The 18,870-nt window shown below is 50.2% G+C and carries 2 protein-coding genes; both read left to right on the top strand.

What is annotated here, in order from left to right; genetic code table 11:
• Positions 1–296: 296 nt before the first annotated feature.
• Entirely contained in the window at positions 297–13,346 is a 13,050-nt protein-coding gene (locus ACJJIP_RS07240; RefSeq protein ID WP_444946913.1) for an isopeptide-forming domain-containing fimbrial protein, read from the top strand.
• Entirely contained in the window at positions 13,346–18,556 is a 5,211-nt protein-coding gene (locus ACJJIP_RS07245; protein WP_444946532.1) for an OmpA family protein, read from the top strand. The genes ACJJIP_RS07240 and ACJJIP_RS07245 overlap by 1 nt, the downstream gene beginning before the upstream one ends.
• Positions 18,557–18,870: the final 314 nt, after the last annotated feature.

Below are 18,870 nucleotides of genomic sequence, written 5' to 3' on the forward strand. Positions count from 1 at the left end.
TGGTATTGCCTCCGCCTCCTTCTCGTTTAAGTGAGAAGGAGGCTGCTATTTTAGAAGGCGCCGAGGAGTTGGGTTCCTTCCCCTCCACTTGATCAGTCTTTTCTATCCCCCAGCCTGAGAACCACTTGGCAATCCCCAAAAAAGTTCCCTTACCTGACTGTTATTTATGACCTGCTTCACGGCCACTTTTTCGCCCTGTATTTAAAGTTCGCGCACCGGACTGTGTCTGTTCGGCGGCAGTGTTCTTGGACATTGTCAAGGGTTTTGAAATAGAAAAGTGGCGGCTATAAGTGACGATGATGTCAGAAGTAACTGGACGGAAATCCTGGAATAATTTGCTTGCTGGCTTGGTACTGCTATGTATCTGGGCAATCATGTTCGCGCCGCAGGCCCTGGCTGACCATAATTGTCCCTCTTTTCCCGATAACCCAGTTAACTTTAATATTCTGGATCACCGCTTCAGTGATAGCTGGTGTGAACTCTGTGGAGATGGGCAGGTAACGATAGAGATTGATGTGCCTGGAATCTCCAGTGGTTTTATGGGAACCCAGCATATTGAAAATATTATTGTGACGGAAAATCTGGGTAGTTCTGAGTTAGAGTATATTCCGGGTTCTACTCGAGTAAGTTCAGGCTCTGTATTGAGTGAGCCTACCATAAGCGGGACGGTTATTCGCTGGGATCAGAATGATCTCTCCGCACTTGCCGCGCGCAATGAAAACACCACGATGACAATTACTTTTGGTGTACGCAGTAAGGTCGACCGAGAAGAGGATCTGGTAAACAACAATCGTACCCTGAATGCTACAGCGACTTTTGAATATTGTAGTTATCCCACTACAACAGATACAGACAGTATTGAGCTGGACATACGCGAACCCCTTCCATCCATGGATAAACGTGGAAGGAATATTGATGCGGCGCAGACCAACTATACCAACGATGTTTACGGCAATATCAATGATGATGTGATCTGGCGTATCGCTATCTCTAATGGTGGAGATGCCGATATGCAGGATGTGCGATTCGATGATTTGATGACCAACCCCAATATGGATATCAATTATGCCTGCCCCAGTGAAAGTGCAGCACTTTCAGTTGCAAATAATAATGGAGTAAACCCGGTAGGTTCTGGATGTGTATCTGCGAATAACAGCATTAATAATTTTGAGTTGAGTGGAGCTTTCTCCAATGGCCCCGGACGTACGGATATTCCTGCAAATTCAACCTTAAACATTTACCTGGTGGGTAAAGTCAATACTTCTTGCAGCAATGGTACAAATACTGTCTCTGACTTGCAGTGGGGTTGTGAAATTGATGATGATACCGGAGTAGGGGGGATCTCTGATCCGGCCACGGCAAATGCCCCAAGACCTGACTCCGAAGAAATGCGGGCCCTGGTAACTACCGACCTCAATATTACCCAGGCGATAACCGGTACAAACCTGAACCAGCCATTGGGTTCGGCTGGTTTTGTGACTGTTACTGTCAATAACCGGACAGGTGGATCAGTTAAGGATATCCAGTTCGTTAGTGATCTGCCTGATGAGTATGTGGTAGATACCACATATACACCGCAAATTGTCCGCGAACGTCGCGGTGAAGATAATCATAGTGCAAGTTATAGTGCCACTTATCCGGGTAAAGCAGATACTCTCGAATGGCGCGTGGGGAGCAACTGGAATCAGTGGGATACAGACCCTCTAAAAAACAACAAACCAGAATTTCGCCTATTGAGTAGCACTGTACATCCCAACTATTCAGATCAGCAAAATATGATGCGTTATGGCGATGAAATTCAGATTCGCTTTCGTATTGTCACCACCGAACCAAATTTCTATGACAAGATTGCCGATCTTGATGTTGAAGAGGAGTCGGCATCAAATGGCAAAGATCCGAACAGCAATATCCGTTTATCTGATAATGTTCTAACTATTGATTATGAAGATTTCTGTCCTGGCACCAATCCGCCTACCCAGGTTGAAAATCAATCGGTGACACCAGATCCAGAAGATCTTGATATTAGTACAGTACACCCTTTGTATATCGTACGGGACAATGGCACCTCCGAGTTAACGGTGGATGTGACCAACAACGGTGGTCATGATGCGGATAATTTTAGTGTGTATGTGACTTTCGGTGAGGCAATGAGAGTATTGTCCAGCGATCGTGCCTGTACTGCGATTGGTAGTCCAAATCCAGGTACTGTACCTGGGCATCCTGTATGGAATCAGCCAGATTACCTTCCTTCTTCAGCAATTGTTTATCGATGTAATACCACCAACTTGGGAGGTGTTATTGAGCCCGGAACAACTGAGCGTATCGTTTTTCAAGTGGAAAAAAACCACGCGGCAACCGATGACGATCTCACTTTCCGTGCCGATGTGGTGGGGGAGATCACATTATCGGATGATACACCCCTGAACTTTCCTGAACCGGCCACTCTGACTGAAACAACACCAGGTAAACAACTGGCTAATAACTACACCCTCGATGGCATGCGCGCTCGTGTAATGGGTTTTAATCTGATCAAGGAACGCTCTGATCAGTGTAATGAATTGACTTCTGAGGCAGCATTCCCCAATAGCAGTGTTCTTATTGGTGAAGAGTGCCGCTTTGAAATCCAGGCCGGTGGCTGGTTTGGCTTTGACACACCCGGATTTACTCTGATTGAAGTGCGCGATATTGATGTGCGTGATGACTTACCGGATGGCCAGGGTTATATAGCAGATGCGCCGCTAAACTGTGTAGATGTAACTCTGCCGCATCCGGTTTCTCAGGCTAACTGTGTTGTAATTTCCTCTGGTGATATTGTAGAAGGTGGAGGCCTGAATATTCCCCTTAGCGAGACAGATTTTCTATGGGAGGTAACTTCAAAAATTACCGAACGGGATCGTTGGTTCCTATCGGATATGACCACGCGTCTATTAAATGATCCTATAGATACTGAAAGCGCTGACCCCAATCAGCATGCAAACCCCAGTACCGACTATGCTCGTGCGCAATTTACCGCAGTATTTGATACCGAAACCATCGTGGTAGATAATTATAATACTAGTGGGGTGCTGACCAATATTGATGGTGTGCCTACAACAGTACCCGGCTTTCCCGATATTTCCGAGTGGTCCGAATCTGTTACTGTTTCTGAGCCCCACATTGAAATCGATAAAAAAGTCTGTAACGAAAATTTGCATGGTATAGGCACCAGCTGTGCAAATTTCGTTGATTTTACTAACGAGGGTCATCGTGACCAAACTTATGTTTTCCGCCTGACTTTAACTAATCGTACGTCCGATGGCGGCGTAAATCGAGCCCCTGCTTATGATTTGGTTGTAACTGACACACTAGATGTTTCCGGGCAAATGTGCGTGCAGCCCTTGGATAGTGATGGTTTGGACAACGATGGAGATGGTTCCTCAGAGACCATCGCAGGCGATGACGGCTTGGTGGGTATAACTACTGGAGCAAATGACTACTCTGAAGCCCTCCACTGCAGTGATGGCGGGACACCGGCAGTAATTACCTTCTCTTATGAACATTCTACGGCCCTTGAGCGTATTAACCCGGGTGACTCTGTCACTCTTTATTATCGAGTGAAACCACATCGTTCCGTAGCACCGCTGCAGACATTTACAAATACCTTCTATGCTCGTTATGATAGTTTGGAAGGAGACTTTGGTAACCAGAGTGCGCCACAAATCGACAGCGATGCGGATAATGATGGTATCGGTGATGGAACTCCTGCAGCAGGGCGTGCACGCCACTATAAATCTGCAGACGCCGAAGCGCGTATGCAAATTATTGAAGTTAAGGCGGAGCCTAAACAAGCCTTGGAGTTCTCTAATGGCACTGCCAGTGGCACCAACAGCGATACAGCCGTTGTCGGAGAGGAAGTCCGCTATAAACTGACAGCGAAAATTCCCGCGGCCAAATTGCGTAACTTTGTAATTCGTGATGAGTTGCCGGCTGGTATGCGCTGTATCGAAGGGCAAGCGGTTAACCTGAATACGTCACCTTACGATGCCGCCGGCTTTATTCCCGGTGGTACATTTAATGCTACCTGTACGAGCACTGGCACAGCCGACTATGTACAGTGGGATTTTGGTGATCAGGAGCTTACCACTGTCACGGGCAGCCTTTTTGATTTCCCGGTGGAATTTATTGCACGTATTGAGAACAGCAGCAATACTGATGACGGCGATGTGCTTGGGAATGGCGGTAGCTATACCACTGCACAGGTGAGTTATGTTGATGAAGCAGGGACTACCGTAGTTGTACCCTTTGATTCTCACGCAATTACTGTACAGGAACCGAAAATACAATTAAATAAGTCATTTTCAGTTGCTAACAGCGATGCAGATGACATTCTTACCGTTACTGTAACGGCAGAAAATACTGGTACTGCGGCAGCTTACAATCTGCATGTGCTCGACGATCTCACAGGCACCAAGCTGGTTTACCTGGGCAATATCGGTGGTACTGATCCGCCTCAGGTTGTCGATGTCACTACTATCGGAGCCAATGCGCCCATCTTCAGCTGGAATCGCAGCAATGCGGATTACACCATTGCTGTAGGCGAGACTAAAACCTTTACATTTGATGTCCGGGTAGAGCAGGGCGTAGAGCCCCATGAAATCCTGGATAACACCATCCAATCCCGCTGGCAGTCCCTGCCGGGCAATGATATTGCTTTAAACAGCAGTAATTCTATCGGCACCGATGGTGCAGACGATGGTATGCGTATTGGTGTATTACCCAATACCGGCGATCCGATTAACGATTACGAAACTACAGCTAGTGCCCAGACAGAGGTGCCAGCGTTACAGTTGGTTAAAACCGATCTTGAGCCCACTGTAGTTCCTACTATAGGTGCGCATAAAAAATTCCAATTGGAAATCCGCCTGCCGGAGGGCATCAGCCGGGATGTGGTGATTACCGACCAGCTCGGCAGCCCGGAAGGCTATGTACTGAGCCACAATGCAGATTTCGATATTACCTATGATTTTGTAGGTCTTGAAACCATTAATGGTGCGGCCCCGTCTGAGGGGGTATTCAACAGTTTCCCTACTGATAATACTTCCGGTAACGCTGTATGGAATATTGGTACAGTCGATACTGCCAGTGAAAATGATACTGCCGGCAGTACTCTGGACCCCTTAGTAAGAATTACTTATTTCGCTCGCGTGGAGAATGACCTTGCGACCAATAATGGTGACACGCGTCAGAACAGTGCGGGGTTGACATATAGTAACGGTGAGAGTGGGGCGACAGAAAACTTAAATGACAATACCGCCGCAGTTACGGTGGTAGAACCCTTACTTACTATCAATAAAGCGGTCAGCAATGCGACTAACCCCGGCAATTTACCGGTGGGTGGCGATGTACTGGAGTATGTGATTACCGTTGCCCATGATCCCGCATCTACTGCTGCGGCATTTGATTTGAATTTAGTGGATACACTGCCATCGGAGTTGCAGTTTGATAGCAGCTTTACCCCAACTGCATTAATTAATGGTGGTGTAGTTACTGGTTTTGTTGCAACACCTGCGGCAGCACCCACTGGCCCTCTGGTTTGGGGGCGTGATAATGGCGATAACACTCTGGACCTGCAGCTTGGTGAAACTTTAGTTATTACCTATCGAACCCAGGTAACAGGAGTATTTGGTTCGCCGATTAGCAACAGCGTAATGCTTGACTGGACGTCCCTCGACGACAGCAGCATTAACCAGCTGGCTTACGAGCGTGATGGTGACGGCTGCCCGGCAGTATCCGCACCAGACGATTACTGTGAGGGTCCGGCTGAAGCCAGTATCGATACTGTGGACAACACCGGTATTGTGAAAACGGTTGTTGCAGATTCTGATACCGCTTCTGTAGTAGGCACGCTGAGGGTTGGCGATACGGTTACCTATCAACTGGCCCTGAACCTGCAAGCGGGTACGACACCGGCAGTGACTATTAATGATGCACTGCCGAGCGGATTGGAATTTAATTCCATTGTCAGTGTGAATGGTGATACTGCTGCGCCCTACGACGACAACCTGAATGATTTTGTTTATTCAGCCATTGCTGTGCCCGCAGCAGGGGACACAGGTACGGTCACCTGGAACCTGGGAGATATCCTCAGCAACTTCGGCAATACCAATAAATTTGTTATCGAGTACACCGCCAAAGTAGTGGCGGGTTCGGGTATTGCAGCGCCGACTGCGACCCTGACCAATACAGCCGTGCTTAATTACACCGGCGCTGTCAGTACCTTGCAAGATAGTGCCGACATTACGATATTGCAGCCGGTGATCGACAGCCTGACAAAAACGGACGCTACCTGGCCAAGCTCCCATATGAATGTGGACCCGGCCAACGATGTGATGCAGTTTACTCTGCACGCCTGTAACTCCGGTTTGGCGCCAGCCTACGATCTGTCCCTGACTGATGACCTGGCTACTCAGATGGATGAGGCCTCCATCGCCAATCTGCAGGTCACTTTGGATGGCACACTCCTCACACAGGGCACCGAGTACACCTACACAGCGCCAGGTAATCGTGGCGACGATATGCAGTTCACTTTCCTGGTGCCTGTCGAAGCGGGAGCCTGCCTGGATATCAATTACGAAATTGGCTTTTATACTGATATTGGCGGTGGCGAAAACTGGGTAAATACCTTCACGGTCAATGAATTCTGGTCACTGCCGGCAAAAAGCGGAGAGCAATATGCTCCTGTTCCACTGGGTACACCCTATCCGATGGGAACTGTCGCCACCACAGTCACTGCGCCGCAAAAAACTCTGCAGAGTGCTGCTACGGCAGCGGTGGGCGAGGAAGTGGTTTACCGTATACAGGTTCCAGGTAGTGCAACCACATCGGCCATCTATGATGTGGAAATTACCGATGTACTGGACCCGAGCCTGGAGCTGATCCAGCTGCAGGAAATTAATGGCCGTGCATTTACCGATAACACCACTAACAACAATATTGCCCTGACCCTGGATATTATTCCGGCTGGTGCTGTCGCTATTTTCGAGTTGCGTGCCCGGGTTGCAAACAATGCAACGGCACAGGCGGGTCATAATTTCAATAATGAAGCCAGCTATTCCTATGCCGCTACAAGCGGTGGTGTGATTCAAGCCGGTGGCACGGGTACTGCACCGACCTTAACTATCGTGGAGCCGGATTTGTCTGCGACAAATTCTGTGGCTAACCAGACTAACCCTGGTAACGACCCGGATGCTGGCGATATCCTGCGTTTCACATTGGATCTCACCGCCGCAGGTAATCCGGAAAACACCGCTGCTTACGATTTGTTGGTCAGGGAGCAGTTGTCCCTTGGCCTGGCATTTGTTCCGGGCAGTGTGATCTTTGCCGGTGTCGCCCAGGCTGATCCTACTGTGAGTGGGGATGGTATTAATGCTGCGCAGTTACTGGAGTGGAATCGCGCAAACAGCGACCTGGATATCGCTGCTGGCACTAACAGCCTACTGGTATTTGATGTGCTGGTGCTGGATGAAGTGCTGGCTGAAGCCTCGCTGTCTGCCTCTGCCCGTATTGAGTGGACCAGTTTGGATGAGGATAACAGTAGCCCCTACGAGCGAAACGGTGCCGATGGTATTGGTGGTTTGAATGATTATGTGCTGGAAAATATTGCCGCTCAGCTAACCGCTGCCAATGACAGCACAATCAGTAAGACCCGCGTTAACGACAGTTACGGTAGTGCAGATGCACAGCTGCGTGTCGGTGACTTGGTGGAATACGAGCTGCGTTTGTCCCTGCCAGAGGGCACCGCTCCCAATACCTTAATTGTCGATACCCTGCCACAGGGGATGGTGTTTGTAGGTACCCAATCAATTAATGGCGTTACTACTGCACCCTTCGCATCGGCGGCACCCTTTGCTCATAACGATATTGCCGAACCTGTGCAGACCGGTGATCCCGCTACCGGCCCGACAACACTGAGCTGGAATATTGCACAGCTGATCAACAGTGGTGATAACAATCTCACTAACGATGAATTTATACTTCGCTATCAGGCAAGGGTTCTGAATAAGGACGTACACCCCTGGCCGGCCAGTAATACAGCGCTAACCAATAATGTGGAATTCACTTTCGATGCCGCCGCCGGTGCCGAGCTGCGAAATGATAGTGATACCCTGGACCTGTTACAGCCGGATCTCATTGCGGCAATCAGCGCTACCCCTGCTGGCGGCACTACCTTGTCTGCCGGTGATATTGTCGATTACACCATAACGATTACCAATAACGGATCAGCGCCGGCCTACGATCCGGTCTTCCGCGACATGATCCCCATTGGCCTGCGCCAAGGCGGTGTCAATGTGCAGTCCCTTACTGTGAATGGGGCTGCAGCAACTATTGTTGCCCCGACTTTTGACAACGCCACTGGTGCGGCAGTTTGGGATTTCTCTGCGGGCACAGGTTATGCCATTAATCCTGGCCAGGCTTTGGAGATGGTGTATCGCGTTCAGGCAGATGCCAATCTGGGGGCAGGTCTCAATCTGCAAAATGCCGCTTATGTCGAGCTGTATTACTCATTGGATGACGATAATTTGCCATCCCTGGGTGCGACCGCGGTTACCACAGATATGCGTGAGGACTACGGTCCTACAGCACCAGTCAGTGTGCAGTTCAATACGCCCAATGCAGCGCCGTTGCTTATTGAAAATACCCAGCCGACATCTTCGATTGGCGAACCGTTTAATTACCGCATCACTATTCCGGAAACCGTGCAGCCCACAGCCCTGCACGATGTCAGTGTGCTGATGGACCTGAGTACTTCTGCAGCCGACCTGGAATTTGTCGGCGCGGCAAAAGTATCGGGCAGCAACGTATTCACTCCAGAAAATAGTGGATCAGGCACTGCGCTGGTCATTGCCGATGCCACTAGCGGCATTGATGTACCGGCGGGTGAACAGGTGGTTATTGATGTGACTCTGCGCCTGCGCGACAGCAATCCACCCAATGTGGATGGGTTGGCATTTAATAATAGCGCCAGCTACAGCTATAACTACGACAATGATAATGCGGCCGCGGGGCAGGGTGCCGGTGCCGGAAACACGACCCTTGATATGCAGGTAGTGGAGCCAACGGCCATCACCCTGACTAAAACCGGCCCTGCCAGTGTGCAGTCTGGATTGCCAGGTACCTTCACCCTCGACCTTCACAATGTTGGCACTGGCCCCGCATGGGATATTACAGTGACCGATATTCTGCCGGATAAAGATCCCGGTGGTATGTGTGAAACTCCTCCGAATAATTTTGCTGCGCAAATTATTGATGGTGCAGGCACTGCGGTTGCCACTCTGGTAGCAGGAACTGACTTTAATACGGTTTTTGATGAAGCCAGCTGCACTCTGACGATCACCTCCATGGGTGCGGCGGCTATGCTGGCTGCGGACCACCACCTGTTGTTGAGTTATGATGCCACCCTGGACGTGGATACCATCGATGGCGATACACTGACCAATATTGCCGGTGTGGAACTCTGGCACAGTTGGGATAGTGGCTTACCGGAAGCTCGCCAGTACACACGCCCGGCGCCCACTGATGGCACGCCAGGCGTACTCGATCACGAAGATGCCTATATCGTAAGCGCCTCTGTGCCCAAGGTAACTTTCTACAAAACCGTTGAGAATGTTACCCGTGCAGAAAATCCGGCAACTTTGGCCACTCCGGCAGATGTACTGCGCTATACACTCACGCTTACCAACCTGAGTGGTGCAGATGTTAGTGGTATTGAAATTACTGATGATCTGGGTCGCCTGAACAGCCTGCCATTGTTCCAGTCGGGTTCACTACAACTGGTGACAGCGCCGGTGGGTAGCGATAGCAGTAACTCTGATGCGTCTGCTGGCACACACGGCAGCGGCTTTTTACAGGTGAAAAACCTGGATTTGGCGGCCACAGGAAATACTGGTGATTCTGTTCAGCTGGTATACGAGGTCACTTTGGCAGCTGTGATCGACAGCGGTACGCCGGTGTTGAACCAGGCTCAGGTGCAATTGCCTGGTCAGCTGCTGAAAAACAGTGATGATCCCAATATCAACGGTACTGACGACCCTGACGTTGCGGATGATGAAGATCCTACCCAGATATTAATTGAGTCCGAGCCACTGCTGGTGATTCACAAAACCTCAGCAGATATCACCGGTGACCCGGATTTACTGATGGTGGCGGATACCCTGCGCTATACCATTCGCGTGGAAAATGCCGGTAACGAAAATATCGTTAATGCGATGTTGCGCGACCAGATCCCGGCGAATACCACCTATGTAGCTGGCTCTACGACCTTGAACGGTTCAGCGCTTTCAGATGTGAGTGGTGCTTCGCCTCTTGAAGCTGGTATGAGTATTCATACACCTGGCCAGGCCGATGGCTTTATTGGTGCAACTGCAACTGGCGCCGCGGCTTCTGTAATCACCTTTGATGTCACCATTAATGATGTCAATGACGGTACCATAATTTCCAACCAAGGCTTTGTTAATGGCGAAGGTGCAGGCAGTGGACCCTTCGATGAAGCGCCATCGGATGACCCTGCTACAGATGCTCCCAACGACCCGACTATAGATATTGTTGGCGATGTTCCCCTTTTAATCGCTCATAAAACGGTGGCAATTGCCGTGGACAATATCTCTATGGGGATTGTCGATCCCGGTGATGTACTGCGTTACACCATTGCAATATCCAATATGGGGGGCGTTGATGCACTGCAGGTGGCACTCACTGACCAAGTGCCCGCAAATACCACTTATGTTGCCGGCAGCACCACCTTAAATGGTATGGCTGTCGCTGATAACGCCGGTGGTATGTCGCTTTTAAATACTGAATTGCCGGTAGCTTCGGATGACCTAACGCCACCCTTGCCGGGTGCCAATGAGGGTGTGATTACTTCTGCACAAACTGCCACCGTAACTTTTGATGTGATGGTGAATGTGGATGCTGCCAGGGGTACTGTGATCAGCAATCAGGGCAGCGTTACCGCAGAGGAGTTGCCACTGGTACTCACTGACGCGGATGGCAATCCGGCCAATGGTGCACAGCCGACACTTGTGGTTGTGGGCGATGCGCAGCTGTTGTCGATTGTAAAAGAAGTTGCTGTTGTCGGTGGCGGCGCAGCAGAAGCTGGTGTGGTGCTTGAATACCTGGTGACCATCGAAAATATCAGTGGTGTACCGGCGACCATGGTGAGTATTACTGATGATCTTATGGTTGCTGGCGATGGTGTCCTTACCTATGTTACAGACTCCGCCATGCTTAATGGTCAGGTAGATGGAGTCAGCATAGCCGGTACCGTAATTACTGCAGATTACTCCGCTATTTATGGAGATTTGTTACCGGGTGAAAGTGCTGTATTGCGTTTCCAGGCCAAGCTCTCCGATAACCTGGAAATTGGTTATACGGTGTTGAACACCGCGGAAGTGCATTGGAATGATCCACCTTCAACCAACCAGGCCAGCGTTGCTCTTGATGTTGGTGGCACACCGGGAATCGCCAATCTGGCAGGCTACTTGTGGCACGATGTGAACTTCAATAACCAAGTCGATATGGATGAACGGTTATTGTTGAACTGGGCCGTAGATCTCTACTTCAATGACGCATTGTTGGAAACCATTCAGACCGATGAAAATGGCTACTTCCAATTTCAGGGGCTAGTACCTAATAGCTATGGTGGACTCAGTTATGAGATGCGTTACACCGCTCCAGATGCCGGCGAAAAAACAGCATCCCTGGGTAATCCGGTTTCTGATTTTATCAATGGTCCTCAGCGTATCAGCGAGATCTTTGTGGAGTCGGGAGCCAATCCGCAAGACCTGAACCTGCCGCTCACGCCTAATGGAGTGATTTATAACTCTATTCTGCGTGCTCCTATCACCGGAGCTACGTTGACTATGCTGCGCGCCAGCTCTGGTCAGGAGCTGCCGGATCGTTGCTTCGATGATAAAAAGCAGCAGGGGCAAGTAACCCGTGCAGGTGGTTATTACAAATTCGATATTAATTTCGATGACGCCGCTTGCCCGGCCAATGCGGATTACCTGATTAAAGTGGAGATTGCCGATGAGGATTATGTCGGTGGTGAATCCCTGGTAATTCCTGCACAGACCAATGAGGAAACTGCGGGCTTCGATGTGGGTGCGTGCCTCGGCAGCAATGCCGATATGATTCCTGGCACGGCTCAGCATTGTGAAGTACAGCTATCTCCAGCGCTCCCACCGTTGGATATAGAAGCACGCGATACAGCTACCGACTATTACCTGCGCCTGACACTGGACGATGATCAGGTTCCAGGAGACAGCCAGCTGTTCAATAACCATATCGCCATGGACCCGCACCTGGAAGGTGCACTTTCCATTACCAAAACTGCGGCGATGTTGAATGTAACCCGAAGCCAGCTGGTGCCTTACACCATTACCTTTGGCAATACCTTGCCTATACCGCTTTCGGATTTGCAGCTGGTGGACTTCTTCCCCGCAGGCTTTAAATACGTGGCTGGTTCGGCGCGTATGGATGGCGAACCAGTGGAGCCGGTGATGAATGGGCTACAGCTGATCTGGTCCGATCTGCGTGTGGAAGCCGAGCAAACACGTGAACTGAAACTATTGCTGGTAGTCGGCTCCGGTGTAGGCGAGGGTAAGTATGTCAACCGCGCGCGTATGTTTAACCAGCTATCCGGCCAGGTTGCGTCCGGTGAAGCCTCAGCCACGGTGCGCGTGGTGCCGGACCCCACTTTCGATTGCACTGATGTCATCGGCAAAGTCTTCGATGATAAAAATATGAACGGCCACCAGGATGCCGGTGAGGGTGGCCTTCCTGGAGCAAGGGTAGTTACTGCAACCGGCTTAAATGCCACAGCTGATGCTCACGGGCGATTCCATATCACCTGTGCAGTAGTACCAAATGCTGATCGCGGTTCCAATTTTGTGCTCAAGCTCGACGACCGCAGCTTGCCTAGCGGATATCGTCTCACTACTGAAAACCCGCGGGTGATGCGTGCAACTCGAGGCAAGATGGTGAAGTTTAACTTCGGTGCCAGCTTGCATCGGGTAGTACGCCTGGATATGGCCGAGGCGGTATTTGAGCCGGGCTCTACCGAGTTGCGTCCCCAGTGGCAGTCTCGTATTGAGCTGTTGTTGGAAAAACTCAGTGAAGCTCCATCAGTATTGCGCCTGTCCTACCTTGCGGAAAATGAAGATCCGGATCTGGTGGAAGAGCGTTTGCAAACGATCAAGGCAGAGATTGCCGATGAGTGGGCGCGTAGTAATGGCGACTACGACTTGAATATTGAGACTGAAGTGTTCTGGCGGCGTGGAGCGCCGCCCAGTAAGGGAGGATTGGAGTAATGTCCTCGGTCAAGCGCAGCAATATGGGTCGGTTACGCAGCTCTGGCAGCTCAATGGAAACAATGACCAGGGCTTTCCGTCGTCGCGAACACTGTCTTGCCACAGCGATTGCCCTGGCTTTAACTCTTCCCGTGCAAGGTCAAGAGAAAGCTGCAGCGCAGGACACTCAGTACCAGGAAGCAAGCTGGTGGCAGGTATGGCAGAAAATTCCCGGCTTGGCTTCGGAAGTGGAAGGGCCCGAAGTTGAGTTTGAGGAAACGTCTATCGGTAGTAATACCGAAGGTATGTTGCTGCGTGCACCTACTAATCAATGGCTGCAGGATGCCACCACTTTTATTCCACCGCTTGACCCGATTATTGTAGAAGACTTTATTGAACCAATATCGTTTTACACAGTGGATGACGAGGTTCCGGCAGAAACTGTGGAGTTATTGCGGGCAAAATTAAACGAACTGGGAGAGACGCCGAACTTCAAATTGTACTTTATCGGCCACACTGATTCTGATCCCATGCAAAAAGAACTGGTGGCAGATTTCGAGAGTAAGGAAGATTTTACCCTGGCTCGTGCTCAATTTGTTGCAGATTTCTTCCAGCAAGCGCTGGAATTACCGGAAGAAATGATAGTGGTGGAAGGTCGCGGTGATGTAGAGCCGATTGCCGATAATATCACCACCGCGGGGCGGGAATTAAATCGTCGTATTCAGGTACAGGTGACTTATGACGCACTAGACGAGGAAGCCATGGCTGCACATGCCCGAGCAGAAGCTTTGGCATTGAATCGAGTAAAAGTGTGCCGCCAGGAAACAGTGTGTAGACTTAATTACACTGCGGGTAGTGAGCAACGTGCACGCTTGAAAAACCTGGTTATTCCCCTGCGCCTTGAGCCGGGACAAACAGACTTGCCTGAAGCATTTATTCGGCGTTTAGGCGAAGTGCGGTCAAATCTCGCAGATAAAAATAATCTGGTAATGCACTTTGTTGGGCACACCGATGCACTGCCGCTGGATGTGAATCAAAGTTCCGAAGATCAACAGGTAGCTTACCTGGAAAAATCCCACGGTGAAGCTCGCCGTGTTGCCCTCGCCGTGCGCGATGCACTGGCCTTGCCAGATGCGATGATTACTAGCAGTGGCAAAGGAGCCAGCCAGCCCATTGCCGCAAATGACACACCTAAAGGTCGTGCCCTTAACCGGCGGGTGGAAGTGGAATTTTGGTATGACGACCCGTTGGAAGTTACAGCGGATGGTGTGCAGGCCTGCCCGGAAGCTGCAGCCGCAGAAACTATTACTATTGCCTATGAATCCCTTCGCGGTGCGGTAGCACCGATTCGTTTTGACAATGGCGACCCCATCATTACCCAGTCGCAACTGATGCAAATGCGCAGTGCCATGTCAGAAATTTCCAGCAAGGCCAATGTGCGCTTAAGTTTTATTGGCTATAGCGAAAACAAGCGTATGGATCGCCGTGAGGCCATGGTCTATGGGGATGATATTGGCTTATCTGGCGCCCGTGCCCAACGCGCAATGGAACAGGTAAAAGAACTGCTTGGCCTCGAAGATGCACAGGTGGAGTTTGAAGGGCGTGGTTATGTGCAGTCAGACGATGTGGTGACCAACGGCTTTATCCAGGAGGAAGGAGCGCGTGTTGAAGTGCAGGTGCTCTACGATGAACTGGCAATACTGGCAGAAAGTGATCGCTTAGAAATCGAGCGCATTAACCGTGAGGCTATCGCCAATAATCCTTACTCATTGAATTTGATGCGTATTACCGTGGATGGCAGCCCGGAATACGACCCTTATAAAAACTCCGCTGACCTGCAGCGCTGTACGGACGTGGCTCTGGATAGTGCCAATATCCAATTCCGTTTCGATAACAAAAAAATGCAACCACGGCTAAATGTCACCGCGTGGCCCAATACCATTCGCTATGCGGATAATCCAGATACTGACCTTAGCGAGAATCGTGTAGTTTTTCGCAGTTACACCAATTACCCATCTTTTGTTGATCGGGCCGAAGTGCGGCTGTTTGAAGAGGAGCAATCCCTGCGCGATACTCCCATTGCGATTGTTCCGTTAGACCAGTATGGAAAAGGGAACTGGCAGGCAGAATTTACTGAATTCCAGGCACCACTGAAAAAGCTCCACTATGTGCTGCGGGTATATGACAAAAAAGGCCGCTTCGATGAAACCGCTGAGCAAACTTTGTGGTTGGTAGATAGTATCGAAGAGTCTGATGAAGAGGTGGATATAGCCCAGGAGCTACTGGTGGGCTATGGCGAGAACCGCCTCGCACGGAGAAATATTCCCCTGGACGGCAATAGTGTGCTTGTCAACGGCGCTCAGGTGCCGCCGGGCCATACTGTATGGCTGGCGGGCAATCCGGTACCGGTAAATGATCAAGGTCAATTCGTTGCTGAACAGGTTTTTGACCCTGGTATGCACACTGTAGAAGTGGCAATCCTGGATGAAGAGGGTAATGGTGAACTGTTCCTGCGTGATCTGGAATTTGCTAAAAATGACTGGTTTACCGTAGGGATAGCCGACCTAACTGTCGGTTACGATAAAACCAATGGCCCCGCGGCCCTGGTGACGGGCGATGAAACCCACTACGACAACTCTGTAAGCTACGATGGTCGTCTGGCGTTTTATACCAGCGGCGGTTTTGGAGAGGGTTGGCGCTTGGCTGCCAGTGCGGATACGGAAGAGGGGCCTGTCGATGATTTGTTTTCCAATTTTATGGAAAAGTCACCGGATGCACTTTTTCGTCGACTCGATAGTGATCTTTACTATCCCACCTTCGGTGATGATTCTACGGTAGTTGAAGATGCGCCCACTTCCGGCAAGTTTTATGTGAAGTTATCCAAATACGATGACTACGGCCTGTGGGGTAATTTCAAGGCGACCTATTCTGACAACGAACTGGCGCAAATAGACCGGGCACTTTACGGGGCCAATGGCCACTTTGAAAGTGATGCCATGACCAGCTTCGGGGAAAAGCGATTCCAGGTAGATGCCTTTGGAGCGGAACCCGGCACTATTGCCGGTCGCGATGAATATCGTGGTACCGGCGGCTCACTATATTCCCTTCGTCACCAGGATATTCTCAGTGGCTCTGAGCGTCTGCGTATAGAAGTACGGGATAAGGATTCCGGCCTGGTTTTAGGAGTAAAAAATCTCTCTCCGGTGATCGATTACGATATCGACTATATCCAGGGGCGTATCTTACTCAATAAGCCCCTTTCCGCCTTGGCCAATGATAATTTATTGATTCAGGATGGTTCCTATAACGGGAACCCCCAATACCTGGTAGCCCGCTACGAATATACCCCCGGCTTTGAGGAGATGGACACTCTGGCATTTGGTGGCCGCGCCCACTATTGGTTTGGGGATTACGTAAAGCTGGGTATCAGTGGTACTCAGCAGGACGAGGATGATAATGAAACGGCCCTCCAGGGCTTTGATCTCACCCTGCGGAAAAGTGCCGGTAGTTGGTTAAAGGTTGAAGTCGCAGATAGCGAAGGCGGTAACCTGGATAGCTTTAGCTCTCTGGATGGCGGTTTTACTTTTGATGATGGGCAAAACCTGGACCCGGAAGCTACAGCAGGCGCAACCAAGGTTGAGGGTAGCCTGCAGATCGGGGATTTTTTTGAAAGCCTACGCGGTTCCGGGAATTTCTATCATCAGGAGCGGGAAGCAGGTTTCTCGGGTCCCGGTCAATTTGTACAGGGTGATACCACCCAGTATGGAGCCGGTATTAATCTACCCCTTGGGGAGAGCTTTGATGTGGGCCTCAAAGCGGATAGCAAGGAAGAGGAGTTTGGGCTGCATACCAGTGCTACAGACCTGATGCTCGGCTATCGCCTTAACGATCACTGGCGGCTCAGTTCCGGAGTGAGGACGGACAGCCGTGAAGATTTCTCTGAAGTTGTTGCAGCCACCCAAACCCAGGGTGACCGCACCGATATGGCAGTGGAGGCCAGTTACGATTCCGGTGAAAGCTGGAGTGCTTATGGTTTTGTACAGAACACTATGGAGGTCACCGGTACTCGAGAGGAAAATAACCGTGTTGGCCTGGGAGGCGCCTATAGAGTGAGCGATCGACTCACAATGGATAGTGAACTGTCCAGCGGCGATACCGGTATGGCAGCACGTTTGGGCACAGATCTCCTGGTTAGCGACAGAACCAGTGTTTATCTCAATTACACCCTGGATAATGAGCGCAGTGATACTGGCGTGCGTGCGCGCAAGGGGAATATGAGTACCGGTTTCCGCAGCCGCTACTCCGATACTTTGAGTATGTACGGTGAGGAGCGTTACAGCCACGGCGATGTTTCCACCGGCCTAACCCACGCCTTGGGAATGGATCTGGCACCTAACGACCGCTGGACCTACGGCACCACGGTAGAGGCGGGCACATTGGAAGATCCGCGTACTGGTGCCAAAACCGAGCGCAATGCCCTGGGCTTTAATATGGGCTATAGCCTGGACACTATTCGCCTGGCAACTGCGCTTGAGTACCGTACCGATATTATGGAAACGGCATTAGATGAAGAAACCGTAACGGAATCTGAGCGGGACACCTGGCTGCTAAAAAATACCCTGAGTTATCAGCTCAACCCGGATTGGCGTTTGGTAGGTAAGTTAAACTATTCCGACAGCAAAAGTTCCCAGGGAGAGTTTTATGATGGCAAATTTACCGAAGCCGTGATGGGCTATGCTTATCGCCCGGTAAATCACGACCGTCTGAATACGTTATTGAAATACACTTATTTTTATAATGTACCGACTCAAGACCAGGTTACGGTGGAAAATACCTCAGCTGAATTTATACAGAAGAGTCATATTTTCTCTGTGGATACCAACTATGATCTTACCCGCCGCTGGACTCTGGGAGCCAAATATGCCTATCGCCTTGGGCAATTAAGTCTCGATAGAAAAGACCCTGAGTTCTTCGACAGCCGTGCCAGCCTCTATGTTCTACGAGCAGACTGGCACTTCGTAAAGCGCTGGGATCTGTTGATCGAGGGCCGCCTGCTTGACCTTCCAGACGCCCAAGATAGCAAGAGTGGTGCTCTGATTGGCCTATATCGCCATATCGGGGATCACCTGAAACTGGGTGTAGGCTACAATTTTACCGACTTCTCCGATGATCTTACCCAACTTGATTACGATAGCCAGGGGGTGTTTGTGAATATTATTGGGAAGTTGTAAAGAATGGGCGTATTGACAGAGTGCCAGATTCTCAACGAGGTTAGTTCGCTAGTAAGATGCTAGAAAAGCCCGCATTTGCGGGCCCACTTATTTAATTTCACTTGATTTTTAATAGCTCCACCCACTTATTAGATACTCCTAAAAAGTAGCAGGGTCTGTTAGTTTCTTCGTTAGAGGAGTTTGGAGAGCAATTTGCTATCGACTGGATGTCAATACATATTTCCCAACTCTTACTTTAAATAAAATAGGTTCGCCTATAATTGTGTTGATTGGTGAGAACTCATTGATATTTAAATCGTAAAAGTCATATGAGG

The organism is Microbulbifer variabilis (assembly GCF_052467165.1).

Excerpts from the sequence above, each read along its gene's own strand:
- ACJJIP_RS07240 (WP_444946913.1), top strand. The coding sequence starts at position 297 with ATGATGTCAGAAGTAACTGGACGGAAATCCTGGAATAATTTGCTTGCT.
- ACJJIP_RS07245 (WP_444946532.1), top strand. The coding sequence starts at position 13,346 with ATGTCCTCGGTCAAGCGCAGCAATATGGGTCGGTTACGCAGCTCTGGC.